General features: G+C 41.6%; 19 protein-coding genes. 11 read left to right on the forward strand and 8 right to left on the reverse strand.

The genetic code is table 11. The annotated features are described in order from the left end of the window. Nucleotides 1-3: 3 nt before the first annotated feature. The 5 genes from ACQY4U_RS16280 to ACQY4U_RS16300 all read left to right on the forward strand — a co-directional run bounded on the left by ACQY4U_RS16280 (nt 4) and on the right by ACQY4U_RS16300 (nt 6756). On the forward strand, nt 4-867 hold the full coding sequence (locus tag ACQY4U_RS16280; RefSeq protein WP_428330504.1) for a LamG domain-containing protein: 864 nt from the start codon (nt 4-6) through the stop codon (nt 865-867). A gap of 88 nt (nt 868-955) precedes the next feature. Then, the gene (locus ACQY4U_RS16285) at nt 956-2623 is read left to right on the forward strand and encodes a glucoamylase family protein (RefSeq protein WP_428330505.1); all 1668 of its coding nucleotides are present in this window, start codon (nt 956-958) and stop codon (nt 2621-2623) included. Nucleotides 2624-2732: 109 nt separating this feature from the next. After that, on the forward strand, nt 2733-4073 hold the full coding sequence (locus ACQY4U_RS16290) for a glucoamylase family protein (protein ID WP_428330506.1): 1341 nt from the start codon (nt 2733-2735) through the stop codon (nt 4071-4073). Nucleotides 4074-4097: 24 nt separating this feature from the next. Next, nucleotides 4098-5855 (forward strand): discoidin domain-containing protein, encoded by a 1758-nt coding sequence (locus tag ACQY4U_RS16295; RefSeq protein ID WP_428330507.1) that lies wholly within the window; start codon nt 4098-4100, stop codon nt 5853-5855. Between the two features lie 100 nt (nt 5856-5955). Further along, nucleotides 5956-6756, forward strand: a complete 801-nt coding sequence (locus tag ACQY4U_RS16300) for a prolyl oligopeptidase family serine peptidase (RefSeq protein ID WP_428330508.1) — start codon at nt 5956-5958, stop codon at nt 6754-6756. 10 nt (nt 6757-6766) lie between these two features. On the opposite strand, the gene ACQY4U_RS16305 is transcribed toward ACQY4U_RS16300, so the two are convergent. The 4 genes from ACQY4U_RS16305 to ACQY4U_RS16320 form a co-directional block, all read right to left on the reverse strand. Beyond that, entirely contained in the window at nt 6767-7582 is an 816-nt protein-coding gene (locus ACQY4U_RS16305; protein ID WP_428330509.1) for a hypothetical protein, read from the reverse strand. Beyond that, complete coding sequence (locus ACQY4U_RS16310) at nt 7569-7784, reverse strand: DUF2442 domain-containing protein (protein WP_428330510.1); 216 nt, start codon at nt 7782-7784, stop codon at nt 7569-7571. The genes ACQY4U_RS16305 and ACQY4U_RS16310 overlap by 14 nt, the downstream gene beginning before the upstream one ends. A 247-nt stretch (nt 7785-8031) precedes the next feature. Then, on the reverse strand, nt 8032-8757 hold the full coding sequence (locus ACQY4U_RS16315; protein WP_428330511.1) for a YebC/PmpR family DNA-binding transcriptional regulator: 726 nt from the start codon (nt 8755-8757) through the stop codon (nt 8032-8034). 90 nt (nt 8758-8847) lie between these two features. After that, nucleotides 8848-9798 (reverse strand): NAD-dependent epimerase/dehydratase family protein, encoded by a 951-nt coding sequence (locus ACQY4U_RS16320; RefSeq protein ID WP_428330512.1) that lies wholly within the window; start codon nt 9796-9798, stop codon nt 8848-8850. Between the two features lie 234 nt (nt 9799-10032). Between ACQY4U_RS16320 and ACQY4U_RS16325 the strand changes: the two genes are divergently transcribed. The 5 genes from ACQY4U_RS16325 to ACQY4U_RS16345 all read left to right on the forward strand — a co-directional run bounded on the left by ACQY4U_RS16325 (nt 10033) and on the right by ACQY4U_RS16345 (nt 13942). Further along, nucleotides 10033-11040, forward strand: coding sequence for an aspartate-semialdehyde dehydrogenase (locus ACQY4U_RS16325; RefSeq protein WP_428330513.1), 1008 nt, complete (start codon nt 10033-10035; stop codon nt 11038-11040). A gap of 77 nt (nt 11041-11117) precedes the next feature. Then, entirely contained in the window at nt 11118-11864 is a 747-nt protein-coding gene (locus ACQY4U_RS16330; protein ID WP_428330514.1) for a hypothetical protein, read from the forward strand. A 53-nt stretch (nt 11865-11917) separates the two neighbouring features. After that, complete coding sequence (locus tag ACQY4U_RS16335) at nt 11918-12262, forward strand: hypothetical protein (protein ID WP_428330515.1); 345 nt, start codon at nt 11918-11920, stop codon at nt 12260-12262. Nucleotides 12263-12342: 80 nt separating this feature from the next. Continuing rightward, on the forward strand, nt 12343-13254 hold the full coding sequence (locus tag ACQY4U_RS16340; protein ID WP_428330516.1) for a LysR substrate-binding domain-containing protein: 912 nt from the start codon (nt 12343-12345) through the stop codon (nt 13252-13254). Nucleotides 13255-13384: 130 nt separating this feature from the next. Then, nucleotides 13385-13942, forward strand: a complete 558-nt coding sequence (locus ACQY4U_RS16345; RefSeq protein WP_428330517.1) for a type 1 glutamine amidotransferase domain-containing protein — start codon at nt 13385-13387, stop codon at nt 13940-13942. Between the two features lie 7 nt (nt 13943-13949). Here ACQY4U_RS16345 and ACQY4U_RS16350 read toward each other — a convergent pair whose 3' ends face one another. The 3 genes from ACQY4U_RS16350 to pyrR all read right to left on the reverse strand — a co-directional run bounded on the left by ACQY4U_RS16350 (nt 13950) and on the right by pyrR (nt 17006). After that, a complete protein-coding gene (locus ACQY4U_RS16350) occupies nt 13950-15335 on the reverse strand; it encodes a serine hydrolase domain-containing protein (protein WP_428330518.1) in 1386 nt (461 codons plus the stop codon). Nucleotides 15336-15436: 101 nt separating this feature from the next. Further along, complete coding sequence (locus ACQY4U_RS16355; RefSeq protein WP_428330519.1) at nt 15437-16363, reverse strand: aspartate carbamoyltransferase catalytic subunit; 927 nt, start codon at nt 16361-16363, stop codon at nt 15437-15439. 100 nt (nt 16364-16463) lie between these two features. Then, on the reverse strand, nt 16464-17006 hold the full coding sequence (pyrR, locus tag ACQY4U_RS16360) for a bifunctional pyr operon transcriptional regulator/uracil phosphoribosyltransferase PyrR (RefSeq protein ID WP_428330520.1): 543 nt from the start codon (nt 17004-17006) through the stop codon (nt 16464-16466). A gap of 187 nt (nt 17007-17193) precedes the next feature. Between pyrR and ACQY4U_RS16365 the strand changes: the two genes are divergently transcribed. Continuing rightward, complete coding sequence (locus ACQY4U_RS16365; RefSeq protein ID WP_428330521.1) at nt 17194-18822, forward strand: aminopeptidase P N-terminal domain-containing protein; 1629 nt, start codon at nt 17194-17196, stop codon at nt 18820-18822. A 384-nt stretch (nt 18823-19206) separates the two neighbouring features. Here ACQY4U_RS16365 and ACQY4U_RS16370 read toward each other — a convergent pair whose 3' ends face one another. After that, nucleotides 19207-19608 carry an ACT domain-containing protein gene (locus ACQY4U_RS16370; protein WP_428330522.1) on the reverse strand — a complete coding sequence of 134 codons (402 nt, stop codon included), beginning with the start codon at nt 19606-19608 and terminating at the stop codon, nt 19207-19209. Nucleotides 19609-19634 lie beyond the last annotated feature (26 nt).

Genomic DNA, 19634 nt, shown 5'->3' on the forward strand with positions numbered 1-19634 from the left:
AAGATGAAAACATTTAAAAATATAATTACAGCCGGATTATTATCAGGTGTGGTGATGGCTTTCACGCTGTCATCATGCCAGAAAGGCTTTGATGCAAATACTTATAAACCATCAAAACCCCTGCCAACCTATGGTGGTTTCAGTAACTCAAAAGATATTGAACCGGCAAATTTGGTAGCCTACTGGCCATTTAACGGCAGTTTGGTTGATAGTATTTCGCAAACAGCAGCAGTTGGAACGGGTACAAGTTTTTCAACAGGCGTAAAAGGCAAAGGCTTACAGGGCTCAACTACGGGTTATGCAGTAACCAATACACCGGCAGCGGTAAAAAGCCTGCATAGCTTTACCATAAGCACATGGGTAAATATGCCTTTAAACACAGGGGCTACCGGTATAGTGAGCGTAGCACACAGCCAAAATTTTTGGGGCAACTTTGATATATTTTTTGATAACGGCGGCACTGCAACAACAGGGGTATTAAAAGTACACGTATACAACAATGCAGCTGTTACAACCGGAGTTGACGCCTGGGAAGGTGGTTACACCGTAGCCAACCCATGGAACAAGTGGACAAACATTATTGTAACTTATGATGATGTGGCATCTACCGTAACTGTTTATTACAACGGTGCACAGGCTGGTACCAATACTGTACCAACCTTTACACCGCTCGATTGGTCAAAAGCCAATCAAATGGTTTTTGGAACGCTGCAGTTTCAAACCAACCCATCGCTTACTACAAATACAGGTTCACAGGGCTGGGCTGCTAACGTTAACGGTGTAATTGACCAGGTACGGGTATACAGTACAGTGCTCAATGCATCAGAAATTACAGGTTTATATAACCTTGAAAAAGCAGGAAGATAAAAGTTGATTGATTATGAGGTTGTCAGGAAATCCGGGCAGCCTCTTTTTTTTACTTGTAGAGTGGCCATTCTGCATCTTTAATAAAGGCATGAGATATTTAAAAAATTATTGGGTTTTATTATTGGTGCTGCTAATAGCTGCCTGTGGTAAAGAAAAAACGGTAACACCCGTTACCCCGGTTACCCCATCATCATTTAGCTTTAATGCTTTAAAAGTAAATGGTATTTATAATGGGTTTACCTATTACAATGTAAATAACGCACCGGTTATTAAAATTTCATTTTCGGCAGCTGTAAACCATGCTTCGGTAAGCAGCAGTGTCAGCCTTAAAAATAAATCGGGTGCCACAGTTGGTTACAGTGCGGCTTATTTAAATAACGATAGCACCATTGTTATTACCCCATCGGCATTATTGCCTATCACGCAATATACACTTGCCGTATCTACAGATCTTAAATCCTCTAAAAACGGTGCACTGGTATCGGCAGTAAATGTACAGTTAACTACTGCCATTGATTCAACCAACAAATTCCCGGTAATAACAGACGATCAGTTGCTTGACCTGGTACAGAAACAAACCCTGAAGTATTTTTATGATTTCGGCCACCCAACAAGCGGCCTCGCCCGCGAGCGCAACTCATCAGGCGATGTAGTAACCACAGGCGGATCGGGCTTTGGTATAATGGCTTTGGTTACCGGTGTAAGCAGGCAGTTTTTAAGCAGGGCCGATGGCTTGGCAAGGATGCAGAAGATAGTAGGCTTCCTTAAAAATAATGCACAAACCTTTCACGGAGCTTTTCCGCACTGGATGAACGGGGCTACCGGGGCTGTAATTCCTTTCAGCGCACAGGATGACGGTGCCGACTTAGTTGAAACCGCTTACCTGATGCAGGGCCTGTTAACTGCACGCCAGTTTTTTAATGGCACAGGTACTGATGAAATCGGTTTACGTACCGATATTAATACGCTTTATAACAATGTAGAGTGGGACTGGTTTAAGCAAGGTAATCAGAATACCTTATTCTGGCATTGGAGCCCTAACTACGCATGGTCAACCAATATGCAGGTAAACGGATGGGACGAAGCGCTGATCACTTATGTAATGGGTGCATCATCAACCACACATGCCATTCCTAAAGCAGTTTATGATAATGGCTGGGCACTTAATGGCGCAATGAAAAACGGAAATACCTTTTTGGGGGTACAATTGCCGCTTGGCCCGGCTTATGGTGGTCCGCTGTTCTTTTCCCAATATTCTTTTTTGGGGATAGATCCTAACGGCCTGTCTGATGCTTATGCCAGCTACGATGTGCAGAACAAGGCGCATGCTACCATTAATTATAACTACTGTGTGGCTAACCCTAAGGCTTATAACGGCTATAGTGCAAACTGCTGGGGCCTAACTGCCAGCGATATTGAAAATGGTTATACCGCAAGCTCCCCAACTAACGATGTTGGCGTAATTGCCCCAACGGCGGCTATAGCATCTTTACCCTACACGCCAACACAATCAATGGCGGCATTAAGATTTTTCTATTATAAATTAGGGGATAAAATGTGGGGCGATTATGGCTTTTACGATTCATTTAACCTTACTGATACCTGGTTTGCAAATTCAACACTGGCAATTGACCAGGGGCCTATAATAGTAATGATTGAGAACTATCGCAGCGGCCTGCTCTGGAACTTATTTATGAGCTGCCCCGAAGTAAAAACAGGGATGAAGAGCCTTGGCTTTTCAAGTCCTAAATTATAATAATGCTCCGTACAACATTACGTGAAACAAAGCAATCCACGGTTTGCACTATGCAAATACATGATGGCTTTGTTTTTACGATAAGTGGGCGGATAAACTAATACAACTAATGAAAAAATTAATACTTCCCTTTTTAATTACCATAGCCAGCTGCTGCATGGCCCAAAAAGCCGAAAAACCAACAGATGGAATTAAGCCCGTTGGCATAATTAAAAACCTGACGGATAGCGCCCTGCTTGATGTAGTACAGCGCCAAACGTTCCGTTATTTTTGGGATTTTGGCCACCCGGTTAGCGGCCTTGCCCGCGAGCGCAGCAATGTAGCTTATGATTATGGTAACGAGGTAGTAACCATAGGTGGCTCAGGCTTCGGTATTATGGCACTTATAGTCGCCGATCACCGTAAATTTATCACCCACGAACAAGCGGTTGACAGGATGCTGAAAATGGTATCCTTTTTATATAAGGCCGATGCCTTTCATGGTGTATTTCCGCATTGGTTAAACGGTACAACAGGTAAGATTATTCCTTTTGGCCGTAAAGACGATGGTGGCGATTTGGTTGAAACCTCTTACCTTTTTGAAGGCCTGCTTTGTGCCAGGCAATATTTTAATGCTGATAATCAAAAAGAGAACCGCATCCGCGGTATGATAAACGGGCTTTGGAACGATGTTGAATGGAGCTGGTACACCCGCGATGGCAGGGATAACCTGTACTGGCACTGGTCGCCCAACAATGGCTGGGCCATGAATTTCCCGATCCGGGGCTTTAACGAATGTTTAATTACTTATATACTTGCTGAATCGGCAGAGAGATACCCTGTATCGGCTGATATTTACCACCGCGGCTGGGCACAAAGCGACTTTTTTAAAAATGGGAATACTTACTACGGATATAAGCTGCCTTTGGGTTTCCCTTATGGTGGTCCACTGTTCTTCTCCCAATATTCTTTCCAGGGATTAAATCCAAAAGGATTAAAGGATCAATATGCTGATTACTGGGAACAAAACTTAAACCATACCTTAATAAACCGCGCCTACTGCCTGGATAATCCTAAAAAGTTTAAAGGTTATGGCGAAAACTGCTGGGGACTTACTGCCAGTGATAACTTTGAGGGCTATAATGCACATTCGCCCACAAACGATCTTGGCGTAATAACACCTACTGCGGCCTTATCGGCATTCCCTTATACACCACAATATTCTATGCAGGCGTTGCGCCATTTTTATTATGATCTGGGTGATAAGATCTGGGGCGAATATGGTTTTACCGATGCTTTTAGCGAGTCGCATAACTGGTATGCAAAATCGTACCTTGCTATTGACCAGGGGCCCGAGGTTGTAATGATTGAGAACTACCGCAGCGGGTTGATGTGGAACTTATTTATGAGCTGTCCCGAAATACAGCAGGGCCTTAAAAAACTTGATTTTCAAAGCCCGGCTATAAAATAGTTTGTGTTTACAAAATTGCTTTAAATGAGTAAAAGATCATCTCTTGTTGTATTAATTACTGGTTGCCTGCTGCTATGTTCAGGCTTGGTAAAGGCGCAGCAAAAACAGCTAACCTACTGTAATCCTATAAATATAGATTACGGGTATACGCCCATCCCTGATTTTGCAACAGAAGGCAAGCACCGTGCAACAGCCGACCCGGTAATTACGATGTATAAGGGTGATTATTACCTTTTCTCAACCAATCAATGGGGATATTGGTGGAGCCATGATATGTACCATTGGAATTTTGTATCCCGCCATTTTTTAAGGCCCGAGCATCATGTATACGATGATCTTTGTGCCCCTGCTGTTTGGGTGCAGGGCGATACGCTGATGGTTTTCGGCTCAACATACTCGGCAAACTTCCCGATATGGATGAGTACCAACCCCAAAGCAAACGAATGGAAAGAAGCTATCCATGAGTTTGAGCCAGGTGGCTGGGATCCTGATTTTTTCAGGGATGATGATGGCAAATTGTATATGTACAATGGCAGCAGTAATAGCTATCCCGTGTATGGCGCAGAAGTTGATCCTAAAACGTTCCACCTTAAGGGTTACCGTAAAGAAATGTATTTACTGCAGCCTTACCGTTATGGCTGGCAGCGCTTTGGCGAGTATTTGGATGATACCTTTTTAGATCCCTTTATTGAGGGATCGTGGATGACGAAGCATAACAATAAATATTACCTGCAATATGGCGCACCCGGTACCGAGTTTAGCGGTTATGCTGATGGGGTAGTGGTTGGCGATAACCCCTTAGGGCCATTTACCCCGCAATCAATGCCATTTAGCTATAAACCCGGTGGCTTTGCCAGGGGAGCAGGGCATGGCAGCACCTATACCGACACCTGGGGCAATTACTGGCATATCTCAACAATGGTAATCGGTGTAAAAAATAGTTTTGAACGCAGGTTAGGCATTTGGCCGGCCGGCTTTGATAAGGATGATGTACTGTATTGCAACACCGCATTTGGCGATTATCCTACCTATTTGCCCGATGGCAAAGCCGATCATTTACAAAGCCGCTTTACCGGCTGGATGTTGCTGAATTATAATAAATCTGTAACCGTATCATCAACCTTAGGGGGCTATACGGCCAATAATGCGGTAGACGAGAATATAAAAACCTACTGGAGTGCAGCAACCGCCAATGCAGGCGAGTGGATACAAACAGATTTAGGTAATGAAAGTACGGTAAACGCCGTACAAATAAACTATGCCGATCAGGATGCTACTATATTGGGTAAATCAACAACAACGTATACACAGTATAGGCTGTACTATTCGTCTGATGCTAAAATGTGGCATCTCATGGCTGATAAAAGCCAAAATAAAACTGATGTGCCGCATGACTATGTTGAACTGAACAAGCCTGTAAAAGCCCGCTATATTAAACTTGAAAACGTGCACATGCCAACAGGCAAGTTTGCTATAAGCGGTTTGCGTGTGTTTGGTAACGGCGGCGGCAGCAAGCCTGATACTGTAAAAGGTTTTATTGTTTTACGTACCGAAAAGGATAAACGCAGCGCCTGGATAAAATGGCAAACAGTTGATAATGCTTTTGCTTATAATATTTACACAGGTACAGCACCCGATAAACTATACAATTGTATAATGGTGCATACCGCTAACGAATATTATTTTAAGGCGATGGATAACAAAATGCCCTATTACTTCCAGATAGAGGCCATTAATGAAAACGGTGTTTCGCAGCGCACAAAAGTTATCAGGGTTGATTGAAGGCTGATCTGTTAAATTTATTGATTATCTGCTACAACTTTAGGGCATATACACTAAATTTATCCAAACAGAGTTTAATAAGCTTACTCATCACATCTATATGGTAAAAACTAAAATACTATCAGCAATATTATTTGTGTGCCTTTTAGTACCGTTATTGGTCAATGCACAAGGCCATCCTTCATTTGATCGTGGTTCATTCATTTCAACCAAGGGCGATACCTTGCCCTACCGTATTTTATTCCCGGTTAATTTCGATCCAACAAAAAAATATCCGTTAATATTGGTGCTGCACGGTGCAGGCGAGCGAGGTAACAATAACGAATCACAATTGATATACGGTACCCAGTTGTTTATGACTGATACCATTCGCCAAAAATATGCGGCAATAGTAATTTACCCGCAATGCCCTGCTAACAGCTATTGGAGCAATGTTAAAATTGAGCCCGATTCGGCCACTAAAAAATTAAAGTTCATTTTTCAAAAGGATGGCCCGCCAACAGCAGCTATGCGTGGTTTATTGGGTTTGGTTGATGAGTTTTTAGATAAACCTTATGTAAACAAGCATAAGGTATATGTTGGTGGTTTATCAATGGGAGGGATGGGCACATTTGAGCTAATTGGCCGTAAGCCTAATGTGTTTGCAGCGGCATTTGCCATTTGCGGCGGCGACAATACATTGAATGCTAAAAAGTATGCTAAGAAAGTGCCGGTATGGGTGTTTCACGGGCAGAAAGACAGTGTAGTGCCGTATGAACATTCGGAATCAATAGTTGCAGCAATAAAAGAAGCAGGTGGTACGCCCAAATATACCCTATATCCAAACGACGACCACAACAGTTGGAACGATGCATTTAAAGAACCGGATCTAATTCCCTGGTTATTTACGCATACTAAATAATAATAAGTAATTATTCTTCCGTTTTTGGCGGGATGTTTTTCATATTAAAGCGGGGCTTGTAAACAGGCTTCGCTTCTTTGTTTTCAGCAGGTGCAGGTTCCGGATTTATTGAAGGGGGCTCCACAGACTTTTCTTCAGGGGCAATACTTTCTTCCGCCTTAGGCTTCATTTTAAAGCGGGGCTGGTAAGCGGCGGGCTTTGCTTCTAAAGTTTCAATTGGTGATTCTCCTGTCTTATTTGTGGCTGGTGTAGTTTCTTCTGCTTCTACCTTGGGCTTCATCTTAAAGCGGGGCTGGTAAGCAGCTGGTTTGGCTTCAATTTTTTCAGCAGGCACTTCTTCAGTTTTATCCGCAGCAGGTGTAATTTCTTCCGCTTCTATCTTTGGCTTCATTTTAAAGCGGGGCTGATAAGCTGCTGGTTTTGCTCCGGTAGTTTCAGGAGGGTTGGCTTGTGCGGTATTTTCGGAAGTAATTATTGGCTCTTCTTTTTTATCCTCCACATTCGCAGCAGGCTTTGGTATACTACCCGCCCTGAATTTTGGTGCGAAACCTAATTTTGGCGCCGGGGCAGTAGTTTCACTCAGACTTTCGGTAATGGTTTGCTCTGCAAGCGGGTTAGCAATATGCGCTTTTTCGGTTTTAACTTCGGCAGCTAATGGGAATTTGCGCCTTGTTTTATTAAACCAGTATTTTTTGGTATGATCGAAGCTTTTTTCGCCCATTTGCTCGTAATGGGTTTTAAATTCAGAAAACAGCGCCGGTTCTGCCTTTTCTAAGGCAATCAGGTCAACTCTTTTCTTTTTAAAAAACTCATCAAAAGTCAACATCCAGGTCTAATTTATTATAATGTATGCCTTTGGCGGTTTGTGCCCAGTCTTCGCGTTCCTCATCGGTTGCATTCAGCAGTTTGGGGAACCATTCCAAAGGGAAAGCCTGTTGTTTGCCATCGGGTTTTTCAACAAACAGCAAGCCGTTGCTAAAGGTAACTTTAACTTTTTTTTCTTGCTTACGTGCGGTGAAAAGTGGCATAATGTTATTTTATCAGTAGCTAAATTTAAGAGGATGTCATGCTGAGGCACTCGAAGCATGGCGGGTAAGGCCTCTGTGCTCACCCTTCGAGCGCCTCAGGGTGACAGCCTCTTTTAACCCTGCTTATTCTTATTATATTGTTTTATCGCGTGGTGTCATAGGCACTCGAAGCATGGCGGGCAAGGCCTCTGTGCTTACCCTTCGGGTGCCTCAGGGTGATATACCCCATCCCTTAGTGCAATCGTATTTACTCAGCCATGTTATGGTAAACTGCCTGCACGTCGTCATCCTCTTCCAGGCGGTCAATTAACTTCATAATATCAACTACCTGCTCTTCGGTAACTTCGTGAAACGATTGTGCAACACGCTCCAACTTGGCTGATTTTACTTCAATACCAATTGATTCCAGCATTTTTTGCATTTTACCAAAATCTTCAAAAGCAGCATGGATCACGGCTACATCATTGCCATTTTCATCTGCCTCAACAAAAAGATCCTCTAATCCGGCATCTATCAGTTCAAATTCAAGTTCTTCCAGGTCACGGTCGCCCGGCTCAAATGTAAATACAGATTTACGGCTGAAAATAAAATCAAGCGACCCGGTTTTACCCAGTGCGCCATTATACTTGGTAAAATAGCTGCGTACATTGGCTACCGTACGGTTAATGTTATCGGTAGCGGTTTCAACCAATATGGCAACGCCATAAGGTGCATAACCTTCGTACACTATTTCTTCGTAGTCTTTTTCATCACGGCTGATGGCTCTTTTTATAGCTGCATCAACGCGGTCTTTAGGCATGTTAACGGCCTTTGAGTTTTGTACAGCAGTACGCAGGCGCGAGTTTGTATTTACATCGCCGCCGCCGGCTTTTACAGCCATTACAATTTCTTTCCCTAAACGGGTAAACTGCACGGCCATTTTAGACCAGCGCTTAAGTTTTCTTTCTTTACGGAATTCGAATGCTCTTCCCATATTTAGCCTCCTGTCCCCTTAAAAAGGCAGGTTATTTTTAAATTTAATAGTTATAATATGCTCCTTGCTCCCTTTCGGTAAACAGAGGGCCTAAATTACATTTTTTAAGTTAATTAACATATCTGCCACCATTTTAGGCAGATCATATTCTAACTGCCAGCCCCAGTCTTTATGGGCATAGCTGTCATCAATTGATTTTGGCCAGCTATCGGCAATTGCCTGGCGCGGGTCTTTATCGCTATAGCTTATTTCAAAAGCAGGGATGTGTTTTTTAATTTCCGCAGCCAGCTCATCGGGCGTAAAGCTAAAGCCAGCTAAGTTATAGGATGAACGGATGCTTAATTCATTGGCCGGGGCATTCATTAATGATATGGTGGCCCTGATGGCATCATCCATATACATCATAGGCAAAGCCGTATTGGCCGATAGAAAACTTTGGTACTTGCCATTTTTTAAGGCCTCATGAAAAATATGTACTGCATAATCGGTAGTGCCGCCACCCGGGTTTGCACGCCAGCCTATCAGCCCGGGGTAACGCAGGCTGCGTACATCAAGGCCATACTTTTCAAAATAGTATTCGCACCAGCGTTCGCCTGCAAGTTTGCTGAAACCATAAACAGTGTTAGGGTCCATTACACAATACTGCGGTGTTTGCTGCTGCGGCGAATGCGGCCCGAAAACGGCTATTGAGCTTGGCCAAAATACTTTAGCTACTTTAAACTCAACCGCAAAATCAAGCACGTGCAGCAGGCCGGTCATGTTAAGGTCCCATGCCATTTTTGGTTTTTGTTCGCCTACGGCAGATAGGATGGCTGCCAGCAAATAAACCTGCGTGGGGCGGTGTTTTTCAAAAATATGGTGCAGGTTATCCTTATCAAGCACGTTGGCAAACTCATAAGGCCCGCTGTTGCGGATCGCATAAGCCGGATCGTTAATGTCTGATGCTATTACTGCCTCTGCCCCGTGTATGTTTCTTAAAGCATTCACCAGTTCGGTACCTATTTGCCCGTTAGCACCAATAATCAAAATCTTTTCGCTCATACAATTTTGTATTAAGCGGTAAAGTTAAATATTTGCTTCAATTTAGCGGCTGTTTATGTTGCTTTAGTAAGCGGTTTGGCGCTTTGTATTAGTATAATGTTACATTAAATGGTGTTAGTGTTCAGCCCGGTAAGCCTGTTTATAATATACTAAATTGGTAGGGCAACGGGGTATTACTTCAAAAAAATTTCGCATATTTGGAGCAAAATTTATTATACATAACAATTTAAAACAATGAAAGTCGCAGTAGTAGGTGCTACAGGATTAGTAGGCACCAAAATGTTGCAGGTTCTTGAAGAACGCAACTTCCCCGTTACAGAATTAATTCCGGTAGCTTCAGAAAAAAGTGTTGGTAAACAGATCACTTTTAAGGGTAAGCAGTACAAGGTAGTTTCTGTTGAGGATGCGATAAAACAGAAGCCCGATGTTGCCATATTTTCGGCAGGGGGCAGTACTTCATTAAGCCAGGCGCCGCTTTTTGCAGCAGCAGGCACAACTGTTATTGATAATTCATCAGCATGGCGCATGGATCCTACAAAAAAATTAGTAGTGCCTGAGGTTAACGCCCATGTTTTAACTGCCGATGATAAGATCATTGCCAACCCAAACTGCTCAACCATACAAATGGTAGTGGCCTTAAAACCACTGCACGATAAATATAAAATTAAAAGAGTAGTAGTATCAACCTATCAATCGGTAACTGGTACTGGTGTTAAGGCCGTAGAGCAATTATTTAACGAACGTAAAGGTATTGACGGCCCTAAGGTTTATCCTTACACTATCGACCTTAACGTGATCCCTCAGATTGATGTATTTACCGAAAACGGTTATACCAAAGAGGAAATGAAAATGATACTGGAAACCCAGAAGATAATGGGCGATAACAGCATCAAGGTAACGGCTACAACTGTACGTATCCCGGTTATGGGTGGGCACTCTGAGTCTGTTAATGTTGAATTTGTTAATGATTTTGATTTAACCGAGGTGAGGGAACTATTAGCAAAATCGCCAGGTGTTGTGGTGGTTGATGATACGGCTAACTTAAAATACCCGATGCCGCTTGATGCGCACGATAAGGATGATGTTTTTGTTGGCCGCATCCGCAGGGACGAAAGCCAGGAAAACACCCTGAACTGCTGGATAGTATCAGATAACCTACGTAAGGGAGCTGCTACTAATGCCGTACAGATTGCAGAATATTTAGCTGAAAAGCATTTGATAGGTCAGGCTGTTGAGGCGTAAGCTTTATACATAATTTTATTATATGATGGGGATGATCTGCTGATTATCCCTATTTTTATTTTAATACAACCGATCTGATGAAAACTTTTAAGCTATTACTTATTCTAAGTTGTTTTGTTCCTTTTCTATCCATTGCACAAAATCCTAAATCTGTTGAATTAGACTTGTTGAAAGCATTTAAAAAGATAGATTATGCTAATTCTGATAATTCAGAATCAAATGATGCATTCGCGAAAAAATTATGTGATTATACAAGAAAATATCCATTTACTATTAGTCAGCCATTTAATTTATTAAAAGCAGAACACCTGGATGTTTTAAGTTCTTCGGATGGTTTGTTCAGAATATATTCCTGGGATACATGGACAGGTGGAACTATGCATTTTTTTGAAAATGTATTTCAGTATAAATTAGCTGCAAAGACTTTTTCTATTCTTGATACACCTAAACAGGAAGGGGATAGCAGGCCTAATTATCATACTATTTACAAATTTAAAGTTGGTGATAAAACGTATTATTTATGCGTTTACCTAACAATTGGTTCATCTAAAGATGCTGGTCAGGGTATACAAATCTTTACTATTGATAGAGGTAAGCTAAATGAAGACACGAAGATTATTAAAACAAAAACAGGCTTGCATAGTCAGCTATATTATGACTATGATTTTTTCTCTGTTGTTGATTGGAAAGTAAGACCCACTATATATTTTGATGAAAAATTAAAGACTATTTTTATTCCTTATGTGGAAAGCAGCGGTAAGGTGACCCATAAATATATCACCTATAAATTCATTGGGCCGTATTTTGAAAAGGTGATAAATTAAATAGCAATACGTGACAGTCACTTTGTAAACGTAATTACGCTGAAACTTAAACAATGACAAAACTAAAAATAGTATTACCCATAATTGCTGCGTTATCATTCGGTTACTATTACGAATTTATTAAAGGAAAGCCAATTATAGATGCCAAACAGGTATCCATTTGTATTACGGATAATCATTTACAGGTTGAAGTAGCCGAGGCAGTTAAGTATTTTTCATCGGTAAAAACAATTACATTAAATGATACTTTACATGTGAAAGTAAAAGAAACGACCATCTTTAATATCTTTTCCAATAAAAAAATCAGCGCAATATTTATACTGCCATCAAATATAAAATACATTACAATTTGCAACAAAACGACACCTGTTTTGCTGCTTGAACATTGTAGATTTTAGCTGCTTATAAAAAAGGATTAAATTATATCAAAGCTTCATTATAACTATAATTTATACTGTTTAACTATCTTTGAAACCTTATGATTTCTTTCGCTCACCGTGTTTTTATGGAAGTTGCTGCCAACCTTAGTTTTAGTAAGGCTGCGCAAATATTGTTTGTTACGCAGCCTGCCATCAGCAAGCATATCAAGGCGCTCGAAGATCAGTACAAGGTGCCTTTGTTTGAGCGCAAAGGCAACAGCATCCTGTTAACCGAGGCAGGAACCAAACTGAACGAATACCTTTTACAAGCCACTGAGATTGAGCGCAAGGTGGAGTATGATCTTTCGGTTTTAAGCAGCCTTTCGCAGGCCTCGGGGCATTTGCGTTTGGGTGCCAGCACAACTATTGCCTTATATATATTGCCATCCATACTCTCCGGTTTTCAGCGCGAATATGCCAATGTGGATATTCAACTGGTTAACCGCAACTCTGAATATATTTTAAATGCCCTGCTTAATCACGAGGTTGATCTTGGGATCATTGAGGTTGATAATAAACTTACCACGGTATCCTACAAACCCTTTATGAGCGATGAGGTGATCCCGGTATGCTCGGCTAAAAGCCCGCTGGCGGGTAAATCATTATCCCTGAAACAGTTTGTTAAAACACCGCTTGCACTGCGTGAGCGTGGATCGGGCACGTTAAATGCTTTATTGAAATCATTATCGGGCCTGCATATTAAACCGGCTGATCTTTCGGTAAAGATCAGGTTAGGCGGTACCGAGGCTTTGAAGAACTTTTTACTGGCCGATCAATGCTTGGGGTTTATGCCGCGGCCATCCATTATCCGCGAACTTGCAGAGGGGGATTTGGTTGAAGTACCCATCGAAGGTTTAAAAATTACCCGCGATTTCTTTTTTATCCGTCGTAAGGGTACCGAAGATTTTGGCCTCACCAGCAATTTTATCAATTATGCACTTCAGCATATTTCTGCTCCATTATTGTATTAATTTCAAAAAATTAAGCTGATCCTTAAGGATTAATTAATTCTTAAATCCCTCAAAACTATAGATAAACTATGGTTGTATTTATATACAGATTAAATTTTAACAACTTTTAAATAATAAATCTGAAGTATTTATGGCAATCTTAAGTAATCATAAAGTGGCGATTCTGACTGAGGAGGGATTTGAACAAGTAGAATTAACCAGCCCTAAAGCGGCTTTAGAGGCTGCCGGTGCTACCGTACATGTAATATCGCCCCAAAGCGGCAAGATAAAAGCATGGGACAAAACCAACTGGGGTATTGAAATAACCGTTGATAAGCAATTAAGTGAGGTAAGCCCCGAAGATTATGACGCGCTGGTATTACCGGGCGGTGTGCTTAATCCGGATAAGTTAAGGCAAAACAAGGATGCAGTTGCCTTTGTAGCTGCATTTTTAGACGAAGGGAAGCCAGTTGCAGCTATATGCCACGGTCCGCAAGTACTGATTGAAACCGGCTTAATCAATGGCCGTACGCTAACCTCTTATCCATCATTACAAACAGACCTTAAAAATGCCGGTGCAAATTGGATTGACCAGGAAGTAGTGGCCGACAGGGGATTAGTAACAAGCCGTACGCCTGCTGATTTAGATGCTTTTAACAAAAAGGCAATTGAAGAAATTGCAGAGGGTATACATGAGGAGTATCAATAACCAATTGTTATTGAATTTTTTTCAGGATACCTGTGCCTACTGCATCCGTACTTTCAAATGCGTTTGAGAGTACGATAACGGCCGTGTTTTTTTCGGGGTTAAAAGCCAGGAAGCAATTGCTGCCATAGGTGCCGCCATTGTGAAAGTAATAGTTAATACCATTAACAACAATAATGTGCCATGCCATACCAATCTTTACATCTTTAGTGTAGGTTGGCTTATGGGTTAGCTGCATAGCTTTTGAAAGGGAATCAGTACCGGCCTGCATATTTGCTTTGGTGTATAGCAGCATATCATTCATGGTTGATCTTAGCGATCCGCTTGGGGCTAATACATCAAAGTCCCAGGCGTAGGTAATATCGCCAACTGCGTTGTAAACTGATACAAAGCGTTGCGAGTTAAGCGGGTTTAAATACTGGCCGGTGCTCAGCATACCCAGCGGTTTGCATATAACTTCGTTAACCATGCGCTCAAACGTTTGGCCGCTTATGTACTGTAAAATAGTACCTAATAAACCTACACCTAAGTTTGAGTATGCATATTGCTCGCCGGGTTTGCTATTTAGTTTACAGGTTTTTAAATAGCTGTATAATAGCGGTTTGTTATAATTTTTATACGGATTAAATGCATCGGTCATGTTATCCTTCAGGTTATCAGGCAGGTTTGCCAGTCCCGAAGTATGGTTGCAGAGCATTAATAAAGTAATTTTTTGAAGCGCCTGGTTGCTTGAAACAGAATCGGGTAGGTACTTGGTAATAGGGTCGGTCAGCTTAACATCGCCTTTATCGGCAAAATAAGCCAATAGGGTTGCAGTAAATGTTTTGGTGATCGATCCTATCTCAAAAAAATTATCAGCATTAGGAATTTTGCCATTGCCTTTCTTTGTATCACCATATCCATAAGTGGTTACCTGGCCGTCCTTTATTATCCCAATACACAGGCCAACTGTATTTGCCTTTTGAATGTATTGCCGGGCAACGGTATCAACCTTTTTATCCATTTCAGTTCGTAATGTATTTGAGGTAGGCACCAGTGCAGTTTTATTACTTATGGGGTCTTTATAGGGTTGAAACAACAGGGTTTCTACTTTGTAGTGCGTATCAAGGCTAATGGCTACCTGAAGCAGCGTATTGGCACCGAGTTTTACTTTGTAAGTAGCGAGGTTATTGTTCACAAAGCTGATCAATGATGATTGGGTGATCTTTCCTAAAACAAACAGCCGCTGGTTGGCAACCGTGTTAAATGTATCAATGCTCAGTTCTTTTTGAAAGCCATTGCCGGTAAGGTTATAAATGGCATCGGCATTTTTAAGGTTGAAATATTTTTTAACCAATACAAACACCGAATCTACCTTTAACTGCTTTTGGCTTTGTGCGGATGTATTGGCTGCCATGATGCAAATTAAGAAAATTACAAATACCGATCTCATATTTAAAAGCTACGGATAATAACGTAAGTACCGGTAATTAATGTACAATGGCTAACAGCAAATTATTACGGTGTTTGGCCCGCCAATAAAAATAGCACCGCCATACGGATGGCTACACCGTTTTCAACCTGGTCTAAAATAATAGATTGCTTGCTGTCGGCAACATCGCTGGTAATTTCAACGCCGCGGTTAATAGGGCCGGGGTGCATCACAATGATCTCTTTATCTAACGAGTCGAGGATCTGTTTATTTAAGCCATACAGCATGGTATACTCACGCAGCGACGGGAAGTATTTTATATCCTGGCGCTCTAACTGGATGCGCAGCATATTGGCTACATCGCACCAGTTAAGTGCCTTTAACAGGTTATGTTCAACCTTTACACCTAATGAGCCAATGTATTTAGGGATCAGCGTTGTTGGTCCGCAAACCATAACTTCGGCACCTAAATGCTTAAGGCAAAGTATGTTTGATAATGCCACGCGCGAATGCAGAATATCACCCACAATCACTACCTTTTTACCGGCTACATCGCCAAGCTTTTCGCGGATTGAAAAAGCATCAAGCAGGGCCTGGGTAGGGTGTTCATGCGCGCCATCGCCGGCATTTACAATCTGTGCTTTAACGTGTTTTGATAAAAATACACCTGCACCGGCATACGGGTGGCGCATTACCACCATATCAACCTTCATGGCCAGTATGTTATTTACGGTATCAATCAGGGTTTCGCCTTTGCTTACCGATGATGATGATGCCGCAAAATTTACCACATCGGCCGAGAGGCGCTTTTCGGCCAGCTCAAATGATAGGCGTGTACGTGTAGAGTTTTCAAAAAATATATTAGCAATAGTTACATCGCGCAGGGAAGGAACTTTTTTTATCGGTCTGTTTAAAACCGTTTTAAAATTATCGGCAGTTTCAAATATTAACTGAATATCTGCCGGGTTTAAGTCCTTAATTCCTAAAAGATGTCTTGTGCTAAGTCCTGCCATGTTGTTTGTATTTCGGAATTCCGAGTTAGGATTTTATTTTTATGCTTTTCTCCTTGCGTTTTGCTTATTGGTTCGCAATACCGCACGGTTAAAATTGTTATTATTTAGCTTCAGATATTAACGTTATTCTATCCTCTCCATCTGTTTCTTTCCAGCTAACCACTACTTTTTGCGATGCGATAGAATCAACCTCTATGCCGACATAATCGGCTTCTACCGGGATGTGGCGCGAGTAACGGCGGTCAACAAAAGCCAATAGTTCAATCTTTTCGGGGCGGCCAAAGGCTTGCAGTGCGTCCATAGCTGCACGGATGGTGCGGCCCGTCCAAAGTACATCATCCATCATGATCACACTTTTGTTCTCGATGATAAAGTCTATTTTGGTTTGATTAGGCACTAATTGATCGCGGCGGCGGAAGTCGTCCCGATAAAAAGTAATATCGAGGTCGCCTTGCAGAATGGTTTTGCCGGGTAATATTTTTCGGAGTTCTTCTGCAATTCGTTTGGCCAGGTAAATACCGCGGGGCTGTATGCCTATAAGTACAGATTCAGAAAAATCATTATGATTTTCTATTAACTGACGACATAAACGCTGTAAAGTGATTTGAAATTTTGGACCGTCGAGCAGTGTAAGATTTTGCATCGTTTGGGTGGATTTGGGCAAAGGTAATAATTTTTTAGTGATTAGGTAATTGAGATTGCTTTGAATGCTAAAGGATTTTAAAACTGCCTGCCTTGCTAACGCCGGGTAAGGCTATTGCTTTTTTTTGAATGTTGATATTATGTGTATATTAAACAAGTTTTTGACCCTATTGCAATTTTATCAAACCATGAAATTTTTTAACAAAAGCTTATTTGTAGCCGCAATATTATGCAGTGCTGCTGTACAGTGTTTTTCGCAAGCTGAAAATATTGATGCCACGCTTCCTCAGGATTATCTGAGCCCGGCTTTTCATGCAGGCCGCAGGCAGGCGCTTCGTGATATGATGCCCGCAAATTCGGTTGCGGTAATATTTGCTTATCCCGAGCGTGTATTCTCTAAAGATGTTAACTACGTTTATCATGCAAATCCTGATCTTTATTATTTCTCGGGCTATAAAGAGCCTGATGCGGTATTGCTGGTATTTAAGGATATGCAGGCCGATGGCGACAGCAGTTATAATGAACTGTTCTTCGTGCGGCACAAAGACCCGGCACGCGAGCAGTGGACAGGCAGGCGCCTGGGTGTTGATGGGGTTAAAAATAAACTTGGATTTAAACGGGTTTACAACAGTGAAGCATTTGCAAAGTTCCCTGTCGATTTTAAAAAGTTCAGTGTAGTGGTATATGATAATTTGCCTGATGACATTAGCGCAGATGGTGCAAAGGGCAGTTTGAATGATTTGGTTACCGCTTTTAAGCTTAAAGCAGATATAAAGAAAAGCAATGCCGCTATTGAGAGCGACCTGAACCTGATAAACCAATATGCTACGCCTAAAAACATGGATCGTATAATGGCTTATTTAAAACCTAAATTGGGTTTGGACGACTATAAGAACAACTCCATTATCCAGGAATTAGTTAACAAGCCTGATTCAGTTACGTTGGTTGATGTGAAGGCTAAAATAAATGCCAATCCATCGGGTACCTTTCTGTTTTCAAACTATACCACCGATTTAAGGGGTGTAAAAACACCCCAAGAATTGGTGCTGCTTAAAAAATCGGTACAGATCTCGAGCCTGGCCCATGCCGAAGCTATGCGGGCTGTGAAACCGCAAATGTCTGAAAGGGAATTAGAAGGTATTATGCTGTATGTACATAAAAAATATGGTGCCGAAGATGAAGGTTACCCGCCAATTGTAGGTGCAGGTGCTAACGGTTGTATTTTGCATTATGAAGAAAACAGCGCAATGGAATTAAAAAACCAATTGGTGCTGATGGATGTAGGGGCAGAGCTTCATGGTTATTCGGCAGATGTAACCCGCACCTTCCCGGCCAACGGAAAATTTACCGAAGAGCAAAAGGCTATTTACCAGATTGTATATGATGCGCAGGAAGAAGTATTTAAACTGTGTAAAGAGGGTGTGCCATATAGCAGCCTTGAAGTTAAAACCCGCGAAATACTTTCGGCCCGATTGATCAAGTTAGGGATTATAAAAGATGCAAAAGAAGTAAGTACTTATTACCCTCACGGGGTATCGCATCACTTAGGGCTTGATGTGCACGATAAGGGCCAGTACAGGGGCAATTTAAAAGCAGGAATGGTAATTACTGTGGAGCCGGGTATTTATATCCCTGCGGGCAGCCCATGCGATAAAAAATGGTGGAATATAGGTGTAAGAATTGAGGATGACGTTTTAATTGGTAAAACAGCAGGAACGGTACTATCAATTGATGCGCCACGCAAATGGCAGGACGTTGAAAAAACCGCCGCCGAAAAAAGTATTTTTGATATGGGTAAATTCCCGGAGTTGAAATAGGTGTTAAAGGTTTACGAAGCCTTATTTATAGATCACTGCAAAAAACAATATAGAAATTAATATCATAATGCTCAAAATCAATAGTTTTAGGGCATTGTATATTTTTAGTAACGTTGAGTGGCCTTTCCAAGAATAAATATACCACAGTACAAAGCCTAAATAGCTCAACACTTCAACTATTGAGAGCAATATAAGTATTGAAAAAAATAATTTGTTGGGTATAACCGATGAAATAAAATCGATGCCAAACATAAAGAAAGTTGCAAAAACAGATATAATGATAAGGTTAACGCAACGCCTGGGTGTGAAAATCTTTATAATTCGATCTTTCATTTCAAACATATATAACAAACCTATTTAATAAATATCAGAGTCCACAATAATTTAAAGGTTATCTGCGGATAACTGCTTAAGTACATCGATAGCCATGTCCGCATCTTTTTGATCAACAAAAATATGATCGTGATAGTAACCTGCTATTACATTGCAGCTGATAGCTTGTTTTGCAAGCGCGGCGGCAAATGCAGCCGTAAGCCCCACTGCTTCAAGGGACGAATGTACAGTAAGCGTGATCCAGGCGGCAACATAGGTGTAAGGGTAGGTGAGCTTGTCGGCTAATTCTTTACTCAAAATTACCGTCCACCCTTCCTCTTCCCTGAATGATCCGATAATCGATGAGGCATCAATAGCACTGATGGTACCTATCGTACAAAAAACATACCCTCCCGCGTTAAGCTTTGGGCTCATGGTTTTTAAAAGGGCCTTAATATCGGTTTCTCCGCTCATAGTAAATGGAGCTGTTAGTTGGTTCA

It is taken from the genome of Mucilaginibacter sp. (assembly GCF_965277465.1).
Taxonomy (GTDB): domain Bacteria; phylum Bacteroidota; class Bacteroidia; order Sphingobacteriales; family Sphingobacteriaceae; genus Mucilaginibacter.

Coding starts and splice junctions, on each gene's coding strand:
- ACQY4U_RS16280 (WP_428330504.1), top strand. CDS start 4: ATGAAAACATTTAAAAATATAATTACAGCCGGATTATTATCAGGTGTG.
- ACQY4U_RS16285 (WP_428330505.1), top strand. CDS start 956: ATGAGATATTTAAAAAATTATTGGGTTTTATTATTGGTGCTGCTAATA.
- ACQY4U_RS16290 (WP_428330506.1), top strand. CDS start 2,733: ATGAAAAAATTAATACTTCCCTTTTTAATTACCATAGCCAGCTGCTGC.
- ACQY4U_RS16295 (WP_428330507.1), top strand. CDS start 4,098: ATGAGTAAAAGATCATCTCTTGTTGTATTAATTACTGGTTGCCTGCTG.
- ACQY4U_RS16300 (WP_428330508.1), top strand. CDS start 5,956: ATGGTAAAAACTAAAATACTATCAGCAATATTATTTGTGTGCCTTTTA.
- ACQY4U_RS16305 (WP_428330509.1), bottom strand. CDS start 7,582: ATGTTGACTTTTGATGAGTTTTTTAAAAAGAAAAGAGTTGACCTGATT.
- ACQY4U_RS16310 (WP_428330510.1), bottom strand. CDS start 7,784: ATGCCACTTTTCACCGCACGTAAGCAAGAAAAAAAAGTTAAAGTTACC.
- ACQY4U_RS16315 (WP_428330511.1), bottom strand. CDS start 8,757: ATGGGAAGAGCATTCGAATTCCGTAAAGAAAGAAAACTTAAGCGCTGG.
- ACQY4U_RS16320 (WP_428330512.1), bottom strand. CDS start 9,798: ATGAGCGAAAAGATTTTGATTATTGGTGCTAACGGGCAAATAGGTACC.
- ACQY4U_RS16325 (WP_428330513.1), top strand. CDS start 10,033: ATGAAAGTCGCAGTAGTAGGTGCTACAGGATTAGTAGGCACCAAAATG.
- ACQY4U_RS16330 (WP_428330514.1), top strand. CDS start 11,118: ATGAAAACTTTTAAGCTATTACTTATTCTAAGTTGTTTTGTTCCTTTT.
- ACQY4U_RS16335 (WP_428330515.1), top strand. CDS start 11,918: ATGACAAAACTAAAAATAGTATTACCCATAATTGCTGCGTTATCATTC.
- ACQY4U_RS16340 (WP_428330516.1), top strand. CDS start 12,343: ATGATTTCTTTCGCTCACCGTGTTTTTATGGAAGTTGCTGCCAACCTT.
- ACQY4U_RS16345 (WP_428330517.1), top strand. CDS start 13,385: ATGGCAATCTTAAGTAATCATAAAGTGGCGATTCTGACTGAGGAGGGA.
- ACQY4U_RS16350 (WP_428330518.1), bottom strand. CDS start 15,335: ATGGCAGCCAATACATCCGCACAAAGCCAAAAGCAGTTAAAGGTAGAT.
- ACQY4U_RS16355 (WP_428330519.1), bottom strand. CDS start 16,363: ATGGCAGGACTTAGCACAAGACATCTTTTAGGAATTAAGGACTTAAAC.
- pyrR (WP_428330520.1), bottom strand. CDS start 17,006: ATGCAAAATCTTACACTGCTCGACGGTCCAAAATTTCAAATCACTTTA.
- ACQY4U_RS16365 (WP_428330521.1), top strand. CDS start 17,194: ATGAAATTTTTTAACAAAAGCTTATTTGTAGCCGCAATATTATGCAGT.
- ACQY4U_RS16370 (WP_428330522.1), bottom strand. CDS start 19,608: ATGAGCGGAGAAACCGATATTAAGGCCCTTTTAAAAACCATGAGCCCA.